Origin of the sequence: Variovorax sp. HW608 (assembly GCF_900090195.1) — a bacterium.
In the GTDB taxonomy this organism is placed as follows: Bacteria; Pseudomonadota; Gammaproteobacteria; order Burkholderiales; family Burkholderiaceae_C; genus Variovorax.
Genome location: NZ_LT607803.1, coordinates 2,222,899 through 2,239,015, shown reverse-complemented (window position 1 = coordinate 2,239,015; position 16,117 = coordinate 2,222,899). Strand labels below are relative to the sequence as shown.

Sequence of the window (16,117 nt, the reverse complement as noted above, 5' to 3'; positions counted from 1 at the left end):
AGTCTCGACACGATGAAACATACGACCGCCTGCAACTGCGGCATCGACGTGCATGCGCACGTGGTGCCCGAATCCTTCCCGCGCTATATCGGCGCGAAGGTGCCTGCCGACTGGCCGTCCATGGCCCCCGCACACGCATGTCACCGGCACGTGATGATCGCGGACAAGGTGTACCGAACGGTGTCCGATGCCTGCTGGAGCACCGCCCGCCGCCTGGAGGATCTCCCCGGGATGGGCCTGGCGCTGCAGGTGGTCTCGCCGATGCCCGAGCTGCTGTCGTACTGGATGGCAGCAGGTGACGCGCAGCAACTGCTTCGCTACACGAACGATTGCATCGCGGAGATGGCCCGGCAAGGCGCCGGTCGCATCGCCGGACTGGGGGCCGTGCCGCTGCAGGACATCGACCTGGCGATCTCCGAACTCGAATACGTCGTGAGGACGCTTGGCTTTGCCGGCGTGGAGATCGGCAGCAATATCAATGGCGTCCCGGTTGGCGCCCCGCAACTCGACCCGTTCTTCGAAGCCTGCGAGGACATGGGGGCAGCGGTGTTCGTGCATGCCTTGCGGCCCGCTGGCATGGACCGCCTCGTCGGACCCGCCCCCTTGCAGCAGGTGCTGGCCTATCCGGGTGACGTGGGCCTGGCGGCAGCATCTGTCATCACCAGCAATCTGCTGCTGCGACGACCGCGGTTGCGCATCGCTTTCAGCCACGGCGGCGGCACCTTGGCCTCGCTGCTGCCGCGCCTTCAGCAGGGATGGGGCGTCTTTCCGGCCCTCAAGGAAAGCATCGGCGCCTCCCCTGCCCTGCAGGCACGCCAGCTCTTCTACGACACCCTCGTGTTCGACACGCCGATGCTTCGCCATCTGGTCGATCAGTTCGGTCCCGGTCAACTGCTGGTGGGAACCGACTACCCCTTCAACTTCCACGATCGCACGCCGGTGCAACGCATCGAAGCCGCCGGCTTCGACGCCGACACCGCCTGCGCGCTCGTGCACCGCAACGCCGAGCGCTTTCTCGGCCTGACGACGAAAGAGACCACCCCATGAGTTCACCCTGGATCGAGAGTTTGCGCAGCGTGGCGCTCCTTGTTCCCGACCTGGCGAAGGCCGAGGACTTCTATACACGCACCTGGAACCTCGAAGTGGCGCATCGAGGCGACGACGCGCTGTACCTGCGCGGCACAGGCAGCAACACCTACCTGCTGGCGCTGCATCGCGGTGGCGAGGTGCCGCAGCTTCGACAGGTGACATTGCGTGCGCGCAGCCGCGCGGCGCTCGATGTGATCCAAGGCCAGGTGCTGGCCGCCGGAGGAACCTTGCTTGCGGCGCCTCATGAACTGACGCGCGATCCGGCCGGGGGTATCGGCCTCAAGTTCAAGGATCCGCATGGCCGGGTCTTCCAGGTCGTGCACGGCGACGCGCGTCGCTCCGAGGATGCGCTCGTTGCCGATCGGCCCATCCGTCTCACGCACGTGGTGCTCAACAGCCACGCGGTGGATGAAACGCAAGCATTCCTGCAGCAGGCGCTGGGGTTCCGTCTCGCGGATCGCACCGGGATCATGGCCTTCATGAACTGCGCGAGCGATCACCACACGATCGCCATCGGCATCTCGGACAACGACGCGCTCAACCACATCGCGTTCCTGATGCCGGACTACGAGTCGGTGATGCGCGGCGGCGGTCGCATGAAGGATGCCGGATTCCCAATTCAGTGGGGACCGGGCCGCCACGGGCCCGGCAACAACCTCTTCAATTACTTTCTCGACCCCTTTGGCGTGGTCATTGAATACACGGCCGAAGTGGAACAGATCGACGACAGCTACGCCTCGCACGGCCCCGAACACTGGAAGTGGCCTCCCGGCCGCGTGGACCAATGGGGCATCTCGCCGCCTCCCGGCGCCACGCTGAAGCAGGCGCAAAAGCGCGTCTTCTTCGCTCCGAATCCCTGATCTCCAACCAAGCACCTCTGTCATGAAATTCACCACCTACCTGCGCGATGGCGCGCCCCGCCTGGCCGTCGTCGAAGGCGACACCCTGATTGACCTGAATGACGCGCAACCGCAAGTTCCCAGCGATCTGCGGCGTGCGCTCGAGGCGGGCGTCGACCTGCACGCCGTCGGCCGCGCCGCGCTCGAGAACCCGAAGTCCAAGGCGAAGCTGGCCGACACGCCTCTTGCTCCGCTGGTACCCGAGCCGGGAAAGACCGTCTGCCTCGGCCTGAACTACTTCGATCATGCGAAGGAAGGCGGCCGCGAGAAGCCGGACTACCCGTGGTTCTTCTTCCGCGGGGCGAGCTCGCTGATCGCGCACGGAGATGCGGGCGTGGTGCCCAGCGTGTCCTCGAAGTTCGACTTCGAAGCCGAACTCGCCGTCGTCATCGGACGCAAGGTGCCGCGTCACACCAGGGAAGCCGACGCCCTGCAATACGTCTTCGGCTACAGCTGCTTCAACGACATGAGCGTGCGCGACTACCAGAAGCGCACGCCGCAATGGACCATCGGCAAGAACTTCGACGGCACCGGCGGCTTCGGCCCGGTACTGGTCACGGCCGATGAACTGCCGCCCGGTGCAGTGGGCCTCAAGATCCAGGGCCGCCTCAACGGCGAGGTGATGCAGGACGCCAACACCACCGACATGATCTTCAGCGTCGCCGAGACCATTGCCCTCTTGGCCGACGTGCTCACGCTGGAGCCCGGCGACGTGATCGTGATGGGCACGCCCGCGGGCGTCGGCCAGGCCCGCACGCCTGCCGTCTGGATGAAGGCCGGCGACACCTACGAGGTGGAAATCGAGCGCGTCGGCATGTTGTCCAACCCGATCGTGAACGAGGCGTCATGAGCCCCCGCCCGGCCGTTCCGAAGGGGGCTCGCACCGCAGTGCGGAGCACGGAGGTTACCCAATGAGCGCCGCCGTGTTCGATGTGGCGATCATCGGCTACGGCCCGGTGGGCCAGGTAGCCGCTGGGCTGCTGGGACAACGCGGACTGCGTGTCTATGTGTGCGAGCGCCTCGTCGATGTCTACCAGATCCCCCGCGCGATCGCACTGGACCACGAGATCATGCGCGTGTTCCAGCAACTGGGGGTCGCCGAGGCCGTGCAGCCCTTCTGCGAACCCTTCACCAACTCCGAGTACTTCGGGGTCGACGGCCAGCTCATTCGTCGCATGACGATGGTCGATCCGCCGTACCCCCAGGGGTACACGCCTTCGCTGGTGTTTACGCAGCCGGCGGTCGAGCGCACCCTGCGTGAACGGGTGGCCAGGATGCCGAACGTCGAAGTCGATCTTGGCGTGGAGATGCTGCGCATCGACCAGGACACGGATGGCGTCTCCCTCGCGATCGACAGCCCCGGCAAGGGCATGAAGACCGTCCGTGCCCGCTACGCGATCGCGTGCGATGGCGGGTCGAGTGCCGTGCGCACGCAGCTCGACATGCCGCTCGAGGACCTCGACTTCGATGAGCCGTGGCTCGTCGTGGACGTTCTGGTCAACGAGCGCGGGCTCGCCAAGCTGCCCCAGGTCAGTGTGCAGTACTGCGAACCCGAGCGCCCGTGCACGCTGGTGATCGGCCCCAGGAACCACCGGCGCTGGGAGATTTCGCTGAAGCCCGGCGAGGATCCGCGCCAGGTCGAAAAGGCCGAGGAGACCTGGAAGTTGTTGGCCCGCTGGCTCGGGCCCGAGGATGGGCAGTTGTGGCGCCAGGCAAGCTATCGCTTCCACGCCCTGGTCGCGGTAGAGTGGCGCCGAGGTCGCGTCTTCCTGGCGGGCGATGCCGCCCATATGCAGCCGCCCTTCCTGGGCCAGGGCATGTGCCAGGGCGTGCGCGATGCGGCCAATCTCTCCTGGAAACTCGGCGCCGTCCTCGCCGGCGAGGTGCACGGAGCAGCTGCCGACACGCTGCTCGGCAGCTATGGCACCGAACGCAAGGCGCACGTGCGCGAGCTCACGAGTCGGATCAAGGGCATCGGCGCGGTGATCTGCGAGCGCGATGTCGACAAGGCTCGAGAGCGTGACTCGCGCATGCTGGCCGATTGCGGCGGTCAAGTCCGCGGCACGCCGCGCCAGGACATCCTGCCTCGGCTCGAAGGTGGACTCCTGTCGAAGCAGCCGCATGCCGCCCGGGGAACCCTCTTCCCGCAGCCTTGGCTTCGGACCCGGACGGGCAAGCAGCGCATGGATACGGTTTTCGGCAATGGCTGGCGACTCGTGCTCGCCGATGCCGCGACGTTCCGGGGACCTGCGAGTGCGCCTCCCGGGCTGCAAGTCGTCGATCTCGCATCGGCCCCGGAGACGGAAGGCGTCGCAGCGAACTGGTTCCAACGCAACGAATGCCGGGCGGCCTTGGTGCGGCCCGACAACTATGTCTTCGGCGTGGCCGCTTCCACCAGCGCGGCCGCGGAACTGGTCGACGAAGCCGCTGCAATGCTCGGAGTCGCGCAGGCCTGCCTCGCGTGACCAAGACCCACGAGAACAAGACATACCAACTCAGGAGACATGCAATGAATCGACGTCAATTCACCCTTTCGGTCAGCGCGACGGCGCTCTACGCCGCCACCTTCGCCGCCTCGGCGCAGACCTGGCCCGACAAGCCGGTCAAGCTTGTACTGTCGCAGCCAGCCGGCTCGGGTGCCGATGCCATGGCGCGAATGATCAGCGACCAGCTCTCGAGAAAGTGGAACCAGCCGATCGTCGTGGAGAACAAGCCGGGCGGCCAGAATGCCATCGGTGCTCAGGCGGTCACCAGGGCTGCTCCCGACGGCTACACCTTCTATTTCGCTACTGCGGCGGCGCTCGTCACCAACGTCTACCTCTTCAAGAACCTGCCCTACGAACCCAGGAAGGACTTCGTTCCCGTGGGCATGGTGGGCAAGGTGCCTTTCGCGATCTCCGTCAACGCGAACTCGAAGATCAAATCGCTCTCCGATCTCGTCGCCTACGCAAAGGCAAACCCCGAACAGCTGAGCGTGGCCAACGAAGGCCCCAAGACCTTCAGCGGCATGATGACGCGCCTCATTGCCGCACAGCTCGGCATCCAGGTGAATTCGGTGCCTTATGCATCGGTGTCCGCTGGCGTGACCGACACGGTCGGCGGCCAGACCGAGGTGATCGTGAGCGACGTTCCATCGATCGCTCAAATGGTCAAGGCCGGAAGGCTGCGCCCGATCGCAGTGACCACGGCAAGGCGCATCGCTGGCTGGGAGAGTGTTCCGGCCCTTGCGGAAACCCTTCCCGGCTTTGACTACGCCGGTTGGGTCGGCATCGTCGCGCCCGCTCGCACTCCAGCGGCAGCCATCCAGCGATTCAACCGAGATCTCGATGCAGTGCTGAGCGACAAGGATATGGCAGCGCGCCTGCTCGACATCGGCCCCATGACCGAGGGCGCGGGCACCGTGGATCAGATGGCTGCCTACCTTGCCGCCGAGCACTCGCGCTGGGCCAGGCTCACCAGCGACCTGAACATTCTTCCTGAATAGGAACGAGGAGCACCGGACATGGCATTCCTGATGAACGCCTGGTACGTCGCCGCATGGGCCGACGAACTCGGCGCGAGCATGCTGGCGAAGCAGCTGCTCGGCAAGCCCGTCGTGATGTACCGGCGCAGCGATGGCGTCGCCGTTGCACTCGAAGATCGCTGCCCGCATCGTTTCGCGCCGCTGCACATGGGGCGCCTTGTCGACGACCAGATCGAATGCGCCTACCACGGCCTGCGGTTCGACTGCAGCGGCGCATGCACCCTCAATCCTCACGGCAACGGCAACATCCCGCCGAGGGCGGTGGTGCGTAGCTATCCGCTCGTCGAGCGATACGAGCTTCTCTGGATCTGGATGGGAGACGCAGAAAAGGCCGATGCGGCCGCCATCCCCGAGTTCGACTTCCTGAGCGATCCGAACTTTCAGAACGTCAAGGGCTACACGCTGGCGGAGGGCCACTACGAGCTCATGACGGACAACATCATGGACCTCGGCCATATCGAGTTCCTGCATCCTGGCCTGCTTGGAAGCGACGCTGTGCGGCGTGCCCAAACAGAGATCGTTCAGGAAGGCAACACCGTCTACTCGAATCGCCTGACCAGCAACGAGGTGCTACCGCCGGTGCTGCAGAAGTGGTACGAGGCCGGCGACCGGCGCGTGCAACGCTGGCTCAATGTCCGCTGGGATCCCGCCGGTGTGATGAAGCTCACGGTGGGTGTCCTGCCTGAAGGAGAGCCTCGCGAGAACGCGCACGAAAGCCAGGGCTGTCACCTGATGACGCCCGCGACGGAAACCACGACGCACTACTACTGGGCGCAAGGGCGGAACTGGGGCGAGCGGGACCCGGCGATGGACGCAATGCGGCTGGACTCCCTGCGCAAGGCCTTCGACACCCAGGACAAGCCCATGATCGAGGCCGTACAGCGCAACATGGGCACGACCGACCTCGACTCGCTGCGTCCCGTGATGCTGGCAACCGACGGCGGCCCGGTGCGTGCACGGCGCGTCCTCAAGCAACTGATCGCCAACGAGGAAAAGCCGACTCCAACACGGGCTTGACGCTTTCCAGCGCCCCGCCCCCATCGCAGGGGATCAGCGCGCCCGAGATATAGCTGGCATACGGCGATGCCAGGAACTTCGGGCCGGTGTAGTGTGATTAGCGCAATGTCGTCGTGAATGGTCAGTTCTGCGCTCATCGTCAGGGTCCTTTTCTTGATTGAAACCCACACGAGGCCGTGCGCCCGGTGGGAAACGGGTGCATCACGATGCGCCCCGTCGTTCTTCGTTCCAGCATGGCGTTGAGCATGTGCGGGACGTCCTCCATGTCAACGATCTGCGTGAGACCGAGGGCTCGGACCGGCTTGAGCTCGTCGGCGAGCCTCGCCATCAGTGTGTCCATCAGTTCCGCGTACTCGGTAAGGTTGACGCCGATGATCCTGACGCCTCGCAGGATAAAGGGCAGAAGGTTGGACGCGAAGGTGTTTCCGGCCGCGTTGCCCACACTGGCGATGCAGCCCCTGGGCATCATCCGCCGGATCATCAGATCGAGGCCATCGCCGCCGATGGTGTCGATGGCCGCGGCCCAGGTTGCGCGTTCGAGCGGCTTCCCGGGACGTTCGGTTGCGGTCGTGCTGATCACGTCCGAGGCCCCGAGGTCGAGCAGGTGCTGCCGCATCTCAGGCTTTGCAGTGTGTGCGATCACCTCGTGGCCCAGACGGGCCAGCATCTCGATGGCCATGGTGCCGACGCCGCCAGTGGCGCCCGTGACGAGCACGGGCCCCGCTCCGCACACGAGCCCCTGCGCCTCCAGAAGGTGAAGGGAAAGCGCGGCCGTAATCCCGGCGACGCCCAGGGCGCATATCTCAAAGGCGGACAACGCGGCGGGTAGATGTCGCAGGTGGGTACCGTCGATTCTTACGAATTCGGCAAACCCGCCATCCCGATCCACACCAAGCCCATTCGCGCAGGAGAACACCTTGTCGCCCGGCCGAAAGAAAGGGTCCAAGGACTCCACCACGACGCCGGAGAAGTCGCTGCCACCGATGCGGGGGAAGTGACGCAACACCTTGGAATCGGGCATCGTCGCCAACGCGTCCTTGTAGTTCAATCCCGCGTATTCGACTCGTACAACGATACTGCCTGGGGTTGTCGCCGACAGGGGCCGTCTAAGAAGAGATGCGCCCGGCCGATTCGGACCCAGGATGCAGATGCAGTCAATGTTTCTCATGTTCGACAATCGTGATTGCGATGCTGTCGCAGACCGGTTGGTGAAGAGAGGTCTTCGATAAAATGAAGTAGTTCATTTCCCCATGCAGATGACTCAAAGACCCGCTTCGGATGAGATTCCCGCCCACGCCGAGGCGGCCACCCCTGATCCTTTTTCTCGCAGCCCGCGTTCGCTGGTTCGGGTCCTCAACATCTTCGAGACTCTCGCGAATGTCGAGGAGGGCATGACGTTGACGGAATTGAGCCAGGTGTTGAACTCGCCGAAGAGCAGTTTGTTGGCGCTTCTGCGCCCGCTGGTGGGATCGGACTATTTGGTCCACTCGGCAGGCCGTTACCGGCCGGGCCCGGCCATCCTGCAGTTGTCCATGAATCTCATGGCGGGCCATTCCTACACCAGCCTCGCGCATGGCTTCCTGCAAGAGCTGGCCAGCCAGAGCGACGAAAGCGCATATCTCACTGCTCTGGACCGGCAGCACCGCATCGTCTCGTACATCGACGCTATTGAAAGCCGGCAGGCCGTCCGATACGCCGTCGGAGTCGGCGCGGTCCGACCTCTGTTCGTGTCCGCTGCGGGCCGTGTCTTGCTGGCGTATCAAACGCCTGAGTGGATCGAGTCCTTCCTGTCCACGGGCCCTTTCAACAGTCCCGTCACCGGCGAAGTTGTCGCGATAGAGGAACTGCGCCAGGATCTGCACAAGATCCGCGAGGATGGCTGTGCCATCAGTCTGAGTCAGGCCGTGGAGGGGGCGGCGGGCATCGCCGCGCCCCTCGTTGACGGAATGGGTCAGGTCTCTCATGCCTTGCTGCTTGCTGCCCCGATAGATCGGATGGCGAAGTCGCTGCCCAAGATGCGCGAACTCGTCATCGATGTCGCCGGCCGGGCATCGCGGGCGCTCGCGAACGCGCGCACGTACAGGCCGGCCGGCCGGCGATCCTGAGGCGGCCTCAAACGCCGGTCCGCGCAATCTGACCGGACCATCTGTTCGCCCCATCCTCTCCCAGCCAGTTGCGCAGGGCATCCAGGCTGCTGCGCTCGCTCGGCGCCTCCGGAGGTTTTGGCTCATCTGGCGCGCTGCGGGAAAAGCGCGGCGCCGGGGCCGGCTGCGTCACGCCCGCCACTTCCACGAAGGTTTGACGTGCCTTCAGATGCGGATGCGAGGCTGCCTCGTCGGGCTCCATCACGGGCGAGAAGCATGCATCAGTCCCCTCCAGCAACGCGCACCATTCGTTCCGGGTCCTGGACTCGAAGATCTGCCGAAGTTTCTCCTTCGAAGTGTCCCATGCCTGTCGGTCCTGCTGGAGCCCGATTTCCTCGGACGAATGCCCGAGCAACTTGCAAAGCTCTGCGTAGAACTTTGGCTCGATGGATGCAACGCAGATGTACTTGTCATCCTTGCAGCGGTACACGTCATAGAACGGCGCACCACCATCGAGGATGTTGGTGCCCCGTGCCCCAAGTAGGCCCGCAGCGTGCATACCGAATGCCGAAGTAGCCAAGGACGCAGTGCCATCGACGATGGCGGCGTCGACCACTTGGCCGCGACCGGACGTGCGGCATTCCAGCATGGCGGCGAGCATGCCGAGCGCCAGATAGAGTCCGCCTCCCGCGAAATCGCCGAGCAGGTTGAGAGGAGGCACCGGCTCTTGAGCGCATCGGCCGATCCAGGACAAGACCCCCGTCACAGCAATATAGTTGAGGTCGTGTCCGGCGGCCTGCGCCAATGGGCCCTCCTGGCCCCATCCCGTCATCCGCCCATACACCAGTCGCGGATTGCAGGCCAGGCAGGGATCGGGGCCCAGCCCCAGGCGCTCCGTGACGCCGGGTCGAAACCCTTCAATGAGGCCATCCGCCTTTTGCACCAATTCCAGGACCAATTCCCTGCCCGCCTCGCTCTTGAGGTCGATCGACAGGTTCTGCCTGTTGCGCAACAGCAGGTTGAACTCTAGGGGGCGTTCGATACCGAGTCGAGCCGGAACGGGTCGATCGATCCGTATCACCGTCGCGCCCAGGTCGGCCAGCAGCATAGCCGCGAAGGGTGCGGGACCGATTCCCGCGAGCTCGATGATCTTGACTCCCTGCAGCGGACCCATGCCTTGGTTCTCCCAGAGTGATTGACGAATGGTGTGGCGCGGCTAATCCAGCTTGATGCCGGAGGTCTGTACCACCTTCTCCCAGCGTTTGATCTCGGCATCCATGAAGCTCTTCAATTCCTCGCCTGAGGAGCCCACTGCCTCCGCTCCTTCGGAAGCCAACTTGGCCTTGATGGCAGGATCCCGCAGTGCGGCTCGGTAGGCTTGCCGCACCTTCGCGACGATCTCCGGCGACGTGCCCGCGGGGGCGAACACCGCCTGCCAGGCGCCAATGGTGAAACCAGGCAGAAGAGACTCATCGACCGTCGGTACATCCGGTGCAAGTGCCGAACGCTTCGCGCCCGTGACTGCCAGGGCGGTGACCCGCTTTTCGCGCACATGCGGAAAGGCGGAATTGATGGGATCGGAGAACAGGTCGACACGTCCGGCGATGACGTCCGGGAAAGCTGCGGCGCCCCCTTTGTAAGGAATGTGCGTCGCATCGGCCCCCAGCGCATGCAGGATGACATACATGGCCAGATGCGTGAGGTTGCCGTTGCCCGATGAGGCGTAACTGACCTTGTTGTCGTTCTTGCGAAGGTACTGCCGCAGGGTCGCTGCATCGACGACGCCGGACTGTAGGCTGGACATGATCAGCAGCGGCTGATTGACCGCCAGCGTCACCGGCTGGAGATCCTTCGACAGGTCGTAATGGACCTTCTGCCTGAAGGCGGCAGTAAACGCGATGGAAGAGGTGGTGTGGAGAAAGGTATAGCCGTCAGGCGCCGCCTTCGCGACAAGCTCGGCGCCGATGTTGCCATTTGCTCCGGTGCGGTTGTCGATGATGACTGTGGTGCCCAGTATCGTGCCCATCTTCGAGGCGACAAGCCGAGCGACTTGGTCCGTCGCACCGCCTGCCGCGAAGGGAACGACCAGCTTGATAGGCTGTGTGGGCCATTTGTCCTGGGCGGCCGCTGGCAGCACCATGCCAAAACCGAGGGCGATCGCGCCAAGCCTCTTGCAGATTTGTCTGCGGCTGCTCTTCATGATTCTCTTTCGTGTCAATGGGTGGTGGATCCGGCTCAATTCGCCGCGGCGGGGGGCGGCGACAGAGGTCGGGCCCCTGTCATGTAGAGGCCTCTGCCGCTGGCAACGAGCTTGCCCTGCGCATCCGTGACCTTGGCCGTCGCGACGCCCAAGGTGGAACCGAGATGCGTGATGCTGGCCTCGACCTCGAGGTCGCCTGGCAGGGCGATCCTGTGATAGTCGATGTGTAGATCGATCGTCGGCACCGCGTGGCCTACGTCCGCCGCGATCACGTAGTCCGCTGCGCAGTCGACCAGCGCGGCGATGACCCCGCCGTGGATCGACTGCCTTTCCGGGCTGGAGATCAGTTCGTCGCGCCAACTGATTCGCAAGGTCAAGTTGCTCTCGCCGACGGACACAACCTTCATCCCTAGCCAGCGATTGAACGACGACCGATCGACAACCGCCTGCAGCTGCTCCTCGTTCAAGCGAGTCATCCTGGACATTTCCCTTGCTTAATCCATCCGTACGCCATTGGCGCGGATGATCTGGGACCAGCGCAAGAGCTCGGACTGTATGAATGCGCCATACTGCGACGGCGTGCCATGCCGTGGCTCGGCACCCTGCATCGCGAATTTCTCCAGAAGCGCTTTGTCCTTCAGCGCCGTCCCGACGGCCGCGTTGAGCTTGTCGATGATTTCAGGCCTCGTGCCGGCGGGCGCCATGATGCCCGACCAGGCACCCAACTCAAGGTCCTTGGCCACAGTCTCCGACATGGTAGGGAGCTCTGGAGCGGTCGGCATCCGCTTGAGAGATGCCACGGCCAGTCCCAGTACGCGGCCATCCTTCATCAGCGGGGTCACCCCGGGAGCAGTGCCCAGATAGAACGCCACTTGGCCGCCCGCCACATCCGTGATCGCCGGAGCCTCGCTGCGGTAAGGGATATGCGTGGCCTTGGTACCAGTTGCCTGCAGGAACAAGAGCGCCGAAAGGTGGGTGATGTTTCCGTTACCCGCGGAGGCGTAGTTCAACTGCCCGGGGTGAGCCTTTAGATACGCGACGAAATCCTGCGCTGACTTCAGGCCGAGATTCTTCGCTGCGACCAGGATGATTGGCAAGTTGGCTGTTGGCGAGACCGGCACCAGGTCCTTGCTGACGTCGTAGGACAGCTTGGGATAGAGCGCTGGACTGATCGCGATGGACGAAGTGTTGTAGAGCAGTGTGTAGCCGTCAGGCGTGGCGCGCGCCACTGTCTCGGCAGCGATGTTTCCGTTGGCGCCCGCCTTGTTATCGACGATGACTGGCTGGCCAAGGAGTTCCCCCATCCGTTGAGCCAGGGCACGTGCGATGACGTCGGTGCCGCCACCGGCGGCGAACCCGAGCACCAGACGGATCGGTTTGGCGGGATACGCCTCCTGGGCATGCGACGCTGGAGTCCATGCCATGCCGATGCCAACAGCGGCCAGCAACGATCTGGCAATGGCTTTCAGGCTCATGTGTAGTCTCCTTGATATTTCTTGGTGAATGGCTGCCGCTGCTCAGCCCGCCATCGTCAGGCCACCCGACACGGACAGCACCTGGCCGGTGATGAACGCGGCGTCGTCCGATGAGAGGAAACACACTGCTCCCACCACGTCCTGCGGCTGGCCCAGGCGGCCGAAGGGAATGGCCTTCGCAAGCGCGCCGCGCAGCTTGTCGCCCGACTCGCCGGCACCGGCGAAATCGCGGAACAGCGCTGTCTCGGTGGGACCTGGGCAGACCACATTGACGGTAATCTGCTTCCTGGCGACTTCACGGGCGAGAGTCTTGGAGAAGGAGATGATTCCGCCCTTGCATGCCGAATAGACGGATTCCCCCGACGAGCCGACGCGGCCGGCATCAGATGACACGTTCACAATCCTTCCTGCGCCGCGGGCGATCATGCGTTTGACCACGGTGTGCTGCAGGTTCAGCGGTCCGACCAGGTTGATCGCGATGAGCTTCTGCCAGAGTTGCGGATTGGTGTCCACAAAGCGAGCGGCGTGGTCCCAGCCAGCGTTGTTGACCAGGATCTCAACCGGCCCGAGAGTGGCCTCGATGTCTGCGATCGTCACTTCGACTTGCTCGTAATCGGTGATGTCCAGGCCGTAGGCCTTGGCCGCTACGCCGCTGCGGCCCAACTCATCGGCGAGCGAAGTGGCTGCGTCCTTGTTCAGGTCCAGGATGGCGACCTTGGCGCCCTCCTCGTTCATCCTGCGGCACAGCGCTGCGCCGATGCCGCCTGCGCCCCCGGTGATCACGGCAACCCGGTTTTTCAGTCCATTCATGCTTGGCTCCTTTGGGTGCGGTTGAGCGATCAGGCAGCCACGGCCTTGGACTTGACCATGCGAAGCGGCGTGTAGCTCAACACCACCTGCCCCTTCTGGTTCACAACCTTGTTGGCCGTGCGCACGAGTGCGCGGCCCGGCCGGCTCTTCGACGCGCGCGACTCGATCACCTCGCACTCGACGTGCAGGGTGTCACCCGCGAAGACTGGGCTGTGCACGGTCAGCTCCATATTGAGGAAGGCGTAGCCGGTCTTCTGCATGGTCGACTGAGCCAGCAGGCCCTCGGCGATGCCGTAGATGAAGGCGCCCGGTGCAATGCGTCCCTTGATGTCCGACTCGTTCTTCACGAATTCCATGTCCGTGAAGAGGACCTCGGTCATGTGGATCACGTTGCAGAACGCGCAGATGTCGGCATCCATCACGGTGCGGCCGAGGGTCTTGAACTTTCGGCCGACCGGCAGGTCCTCGAAGTACAGGCCCAAGCCGACTGTCGGCATGTTGTAGTCGCTCATGTGTTTTCCTTTGGAAGAGATCAGTTGGAACGAGGGACGCGGCCGAGCAGGCTGTTGGCCACGATGTTTCGCTGGATCTGGTTGGTGCCTTCGATGATCTGGAGCACCTTGGCATCTCGGAAGTACCTGTTGATCGGGTACTCCGCGGACACGCCCGCAGCGCCGAAGAGCTGCACAGCGTCGGTGGCCACCCTCATCGCCGTGTCGCTGGCAAAGCACTTGGACATTGCGGCGACAGGCGCGAGTTCCGCACTCGGCGAAGATTGGTCGACCATCGATGCGGCGCGATAGACCAGATTGCGCGCGGCCTCGGTCTGGATCGCCATGTCGGCAAGCATCCAACGCACGCCCTGGAAGTCGGAAACATGCTGGCCAAAGGCGTGGCGCTCCTTGACGAAGGCGCTGGCGTGGTCGATGGCACCCTGGGCCAGGCCCACGCCGCGTGCGCCGATGAGGGGCCGGCTGGCGTTGAAGGCTTCCATCACGGCCTTGAATCCGCCGCCGACCAGGTTGATGTCTGGGACGAACACGTCGTCCAGAAAGAGCGGGCAGGAGGGCACGCCACGCGCGCCAATCTTCTCCTCCTTCTTCCCGACCGTGAAGCCAGCTGCGCCCTTTTCGATGATGAACAGGCTGATCCCGTCCTTCCCACCCTGCTCGTACTTGGCGGCTACCAGGACGAAATCGGCCAAGTCGGAATTCGTGCACCAAATCTTGGCGCCATTGATCCGGTAGCCATCCGCCACCTTCACGGCGCGCGTGCGGATCCCGCTGACGTCGGATCCGCTTTGCGCCTCCGTCGTCGAAAACGCACCCCGCATTTCTCCGGACGCTAGGCCGGGAAGCAACCTTTGCTTCTGCTCGGCGGTGCCGCCGTGCAGGATCGCGCCAAAGGGAACCCACTGCACCAGCAGCAGGTAGGCGGTGTTGTAGCAAACGCGCGCCAGCTCTTCGATGGCAATACACGCCGACAGCATGCTGCCCGTGCCGCCGTACTCGGGCGGAAATGGCAGCGTGAAAAGCCCCAGTTCCTTGAGCAATTCGTACATGTCGTGCGGGTACTCGGCCGTACGGTCAATCTCGTCCGCCCGTTTGGCCACCTTTTCTCGGGCCACCCTCCGAAGCAGGTCTTGTATCTGCCGCTGGTCGTCTGTCAATGCGTAGTACATGCTTGTCTCACCTATCCTTCTTCGCTGTTTCAATAACCCCGGAAACCTCGAGCTGCCTGAGTGCGTCTTCCGACAGATCGAGCACGCTCGAAAGAACCTCGTGCGTGTGCTCTGCGCGCAGTGGCGGTGGCCGCAGGTACTCGATCGGCGTCTTCGATAGGCGAATGGGGTTCCTTACGGTGGTGATCGCTCCACCGGCGGCATGCCGCTGGCAAACCTTGAGCTCGCGGGCCACGACCTGCGGATGCTCGAAGACCTTGTCGTACGTATTGATGCTTCCATTGGGCACCTCGCTGTGCTCCAAGGTCTTCAACCAAAAGGCTGTCGTCTCCAGCTCGAAGATGGTCGAGAGCTGGGCAATCAAAGGCTCCCGGTTGAGATTGCGATCGGCCATGCGGGCGAAGCGCGGGTCTTGGGCCAGATGCTCCTGTCCGAGTGCTGCGCAGAGCTTGACGAACTGCCCGTCGTTGCCGCAGGCGACGATGAAGTGCCCATCACGCGTACGGAACGACTGGTACGGCGTGAGATTGGGATGGGCATTACCCCAACGCTTGGGTACCTCGCCCGTGGTGAAGTAGCTGGCGATCTGGTTGGAGCCAAAGTGCACGATCGTGTCCAGCAGCGAGACGTCGATGTGTTGACCTTCACCCGTGTTGCGACGGTGCTCCAGTGCGGCAAGGATGGCGATGGTCGCGTTCAGGCCCGTCAGGACGTCGGTGATTGCGATCGAAGTCTTCATCGGGCCACCGCCGGGCTTGCCGTCCTCCTCGCCATTGATGCTCATCAAGCCGCCCTCACCCTGGAAGATGAAGTCGTAGCCGGGCTTCTCGGCGTAAGGGCCGTCCTGACCGTAGCCGGTGACCGAGCAATAGATCAGAGCTGGGTTGACGACCTTCAGGTCCTCGTACGACAGGCCATAGCGCTTGAGATCGCCGACCTTGTAGTTCTCGGCCAGTACGTCACAGTTTTTCGCGAGATCCTTGATCAGGCGCTGCCCATCCGGCTTCGAGATGTCGACGGCGATGGAGCGCTTGTTCCTGTTGGTGGAAGAGAAATACGCCGAGTCCGTCGTCGGCTCGCCGGATTCGTCCCTGATCCAGGGAGGTCCCCAATGGCGGGTGTCGTCGCCGAGGACGGGGCGCTCCACCTTGATCACATCGGCGCCGAGGTCCGCAAGCATCTGTGTTGACCAAGGCCCCGCCAGCACTCGAGTCAGATCCAGCACGCGCACGCGGGATAACGGTCCGGCCATATTCCTCTTTCCAAAGTTCATATTTAAGAATCTGGGTCGACTATACGAACGATGAGCGTCCAAAACATCAGGGGAAGTACCTATATA

Annotated in this window: 16 protein-coding genes; 7 read left to right on the top strand and 9 right to left on the bottom strand. The window is 63.6% G+C overall.

The features are described from left to right. Positions 1–12: 12 nt before the first annotated feature. The 6 genes from VAR608DRAFT_RS10385 (at position 13) to VAR608DRAFT_RS10360 (ending at position 6,528) form a co-directional block, all read left to right on the top strand. A complete protein-coding gene (locus VAR608DRAFT_RS10385; protein ID WP_088954000.1) occupies positions 13–1,047 on the top strand; it encodes an amidohydrolase family protein in 1,035 nt (344 codons plus the stop codon). Then, positions 1,044–1,949, top strand: a complete 906-nt coding sequence (locus VAR608DRAFT_RS10380; RefSeq protein ID WP_088953999.1) for a VOC family protein — start codon at positions 1,044–1,046, stop codon at positions 1,947–1,949. The genes VAR608DRAFT_RS10385 and VAR608DRAFT_RS10380 overlap by 4 nt, the downstream gene beginning before the upstream one ends. Positions 1,950–1,971: 22 nt before the next feature. Then, entirely contained in the window at positions 1,972–2,838 is an 867-nt protein-coding gene (locus tag VAR608DRAFT_RS10375) for a fumarylacetoacetate hydrolase family protein (RefSeq protein ID WP_088953998.1), read from the top strand. Positions 2,839–2,899: 61 nt separating this feature from the next. Continuing rightward, positions 2,900–4,453, top strand: coding sequence for a bifunctional 3-(3-hydroxy-phenyl)propionate/3-hydroxycinnamic acid hydroxylase (locus tag VAR608DRAFT_RS10370; protein ID WP_088953997.1), 1,554 nt, complete (start codon positions 2,900–2,902; stop codon positions 4,451–4,453). A 44-nt stretch (positions 4,454–4,497) separates the two neighbouring features. Beyond that, complete coding sequence (locus VAR608DRAFT_RS10365; protein WP_157730793.1) at positions 4,498–5,472, top strand: Bug family tripartite tricarboxylate transporter substrate binding protein; 975 nt, start codon at positions 4,498–4,500, stop codon at positions 5,470–5,472. A gap of 18 nt (positions 5,473–5,490) precedes the next feature. Beyond that, positions 5,491–6,528 carry an aromatic ring-hydroxylating dioxygenase subunit alpha gene (locus tag VAR608DRAFT_RS10360; RefSeq protein ID WP_088953995.1) on the top strand — a complete coding sequence of 346 codons (1,038 nt, stop codon included), beginning with the start codon at positions 5,491–5,493 and terminating at the stop codon, positions 6,526–6,528. A 139-nt stretch (positions 6,529–6,667) separates the two neighbouring features. Here VAR608DRAFT_RS10360 and VAR608DRAFT_RS10355 read toward each other — a convergent pair whose 3' ends face one another. Continuing rightward, on the bottom strand, positions 6,668–7,696 hold the full coding sequence (locus VAR608DRAFT_RS10355; RefSeq protein WP_088953994.1) for an acrylyl-CoA reductase family protein: 1,029 nt from the start codon (positions 7,694–7,696) through the stop codon (positions 6,668–6,670). A gap of 82 nt (positions 7,697–7,778) precedes the next feature. On the opposite strand from VAR608DRAFT_RS10355, the gene VAR608DRAFT_RS10350 reads away from it, so the two are divergent. Continuing rightward, on the top strand, positions 7,779–8,633 hold the full coding sequence (locus VAR608DRAFT_RS10350; protein WP_231973411.1) for an IclR family transcriptional regulator: 855 nt from the start codon (positions 7,779–7,781) through the stop codon (positions 8,631–8,633). Between the two features lie 7 nt (positions 8,634–8,640). On the opposite strand, the gene VAR608DRAFT_RS10345 is transcribed toward VAR608DRAFT_RS10350, so the two are convergent. The 8 genes from VAR608DRAFT_RS10345 to VAR608DRAFT_RS10310 are packed head-to-tail and all read right to left on the bottom strand — an operon-like array spanning position 8,641 to position 16,030. Beyond that, entirely contained in the window at positions 8,641–9,786 is a 1,146-nt protein-coding gene (locus VAR608DRAFT_RS10345) for a CaiB/BaiF CoA transferase family protein (RefSeq protein ID WP_088953993.1), read from the bottom strand. Positions 9,787–9,828: 42 nt separating this feature from the next. After that, positions 9,829–10,812, bottom strand: coding sequence for a Bug family tripartite tricarboxylate transporter substrate binding protein (locus tag VAR608DRAFT_RS10340; RefSeq protein ID WP_088953992.1), 984 nt, complete (start codon positions 10,810–10,812; stop codon positions 9,829–9,831). 35 nt (positions 10,813–10,847) lie between these two features. Next, positions 10,848–11,279 (bottom strand): PaaI family thioesterase, encoded by a 432-nt coding sequence (locus VAR608DRAFT_RS10335; protein ID WP_443082928.1) that lies wholly within the window; start codon positions 11,277–11,279, stop codon positions 10,848–10,850. Positions 11,280–11,306: 27 nt separating this feature from the next. Continuing rightward, positions 11,307–12,287 carry a Bug family tripartite tricarboxylate transporter substrate binding protein gene (locus tag VAR608DRAFT_RS10330; protein WP_088953990.1) on the bottom strand — a complete coding sequence of 327 codons (981 nt, stop codon included), beginning with the start codon at positions 12,285–12,287 and terminating at the stop codon, positions 11,307–11,309. A 42-nt stretch (positions 12,288–12,329) separates the two neighbouring features. Beyond that, on the bottom strand, positions 12,330–13,097 hold the full coding sequence (locus VAR608DRAFT_RS10325; protein WP_088953989.1) for a glucose 1-dehydrogenase: 768 nt from the start codon (positions 13,095–13,097) through the stop codon (positions 12,330–12,332). A gap of 29 nt (positions 13,098–13,126) precedes the next feature. Continuing rightward, the gene (locus tag VAR608DRAFT_RS10320; RefSeq protein ID WP_088953988.1) at positions 13,127–13,609 is read right to left on the bottom strand and encodes a MaoC family dehydratase; all 483 of its coding nucleotides are present in this window, start codon (positions 13,607–13,609) and stop codon (positions 13,127–13,129) included. A 20-nt stretch (positions 13,610–13,629) separates the two neighbouring features. Then, entirely contained in the window at positions 13,630–14,778 is a 1,149-nt protein-coding gene (locus tag VAR608DRAFT_RS10315; RefSeq protein WP_088953987.1) for an acyl-CoA dehydrogenase family protein, read from the bottom strand. Between the two features lie 7 nt (positions 14,779–14,785). Next, on the bottom strand, positions 14,786–16,030 hold the full coding sequence (locus tag VAR608DRAFT_RS10310; protein WP_088953986.1) for a CaiB/BaiF CoA transferase family protein: 1,245 nt from the start codon (positions 16,028–16,030) through the stop codon (positions 14,786–14,788). Positions 16,031–16,117: the final 87 nt, after the last annotated feature.

Coding starts and splice junctions, on each gene's coding strand:
- VAR608DRAFT_RS10385 (WP_088954000.1), top strand. CDS start 13: ATGAAACATACGACCGCCTGCAACTGCGGCATCGACGTGCATGCGCAC.
- VAR608DRAFT_RS10360 (WP_088953995.1), top strand. CDS start 5,491: ATGGCATTCCTGATGAACGCCTGGTACGTCGCCGCATGGGCCGACGAA.
- VAR608DRAFT_RS10345 (WP_088953993.1), bottom strand. CDS start 9,786: ATGGGTCCGCTGCAGGGAGTCAAGATCATCGAGCTCGCGGGAATCGGT.
- VAR608DRAFT_RS10375 (WP_088953998.1), top strand. CDS start 1,972: ATGAAATTCACCACCTACCTGCGCGATGGCGCGCCCCGCCTGGCCGTC.
- VAR608DRAFT_RS10315 (WP_088953987.1), bottom strand. CDS start 14,778: ATGTACTACGCATTGACAGACGACCAGCGGCAGATACAAGACCTGCTT.
- VAR608DRAFT_RS10320 (WP_088953988.1), bottom strand. CDS start 13,609: ATGAGCGACTACAACATGCCGACAGTCGGCTTGGGCCTGTACTTCGAG.
- VAR608DRAFT_RS10365 (WP_157730793.1), top strand. CDS start 4,498: ATGAATCGACGTCAATTCACCCTTTCGGTCAGCGCGACGGCGCTCTAC.
- VAR608DRAFT_RS10310 (WP_088953986.1), bottom strand. CDS start 16,030: ATGGCCGGACCGTTATCCCGCGTGCGCGTGCTGGATCTGACTCGAGTG.
- VAR608DRAFT_RS10370 (WP_088953997.1), top strand. CDS start 2,900: ATGAGCGCCGCCGTGTTCGATGTGGCGATCATCGGCTACGGCCCGGTG.
- VAR608DRAFT_RS10340 (WP_088953992.1), bottom strand. CDS start 10,812: ATGAAGAGCAGCCGCAGACAAATCTGCAAGAGGCTTGGCGCGATCGCC.
- VAR608DRAFT_RS10380 (WP_088953999.1), top strand. CDS start 1,044: ATGAGTTCACCCTGGATCGAGAGTTTGCGCAGCGTGGCGCTCCTTGTT.
- VAR608DRAFT_RS10330 (WP_088953990.1), bottom strand. CDS start 12,287: ATGAGCCTGAAAGCCATTGCCAGATCGTTGCTGGCCGCTGTTGGCATC.
- VAR608DRAFT_RS10325 (WP_088953989.1), bottom strand. CDS start 13,097: ATGAATGGACTGAAAAACCGGGTTGCCGTGATCACCGGGGGCGCAGGC.
- VAR608DRAFT_RS10350 (WP_231973411.1), top strand. CDS start 7,779: ATGCAGATGACTCAAAGACCCGCTTCGGATGAGATTCCCGCCCACGCC.
- VAR608DRAFT_RS10355 (WP_088953994.1), bottom strand. CDS start 7,696: ATGAGAAACATTGACTGCATCTGCATCCTGGGTCCGAATCGGCCGGGC.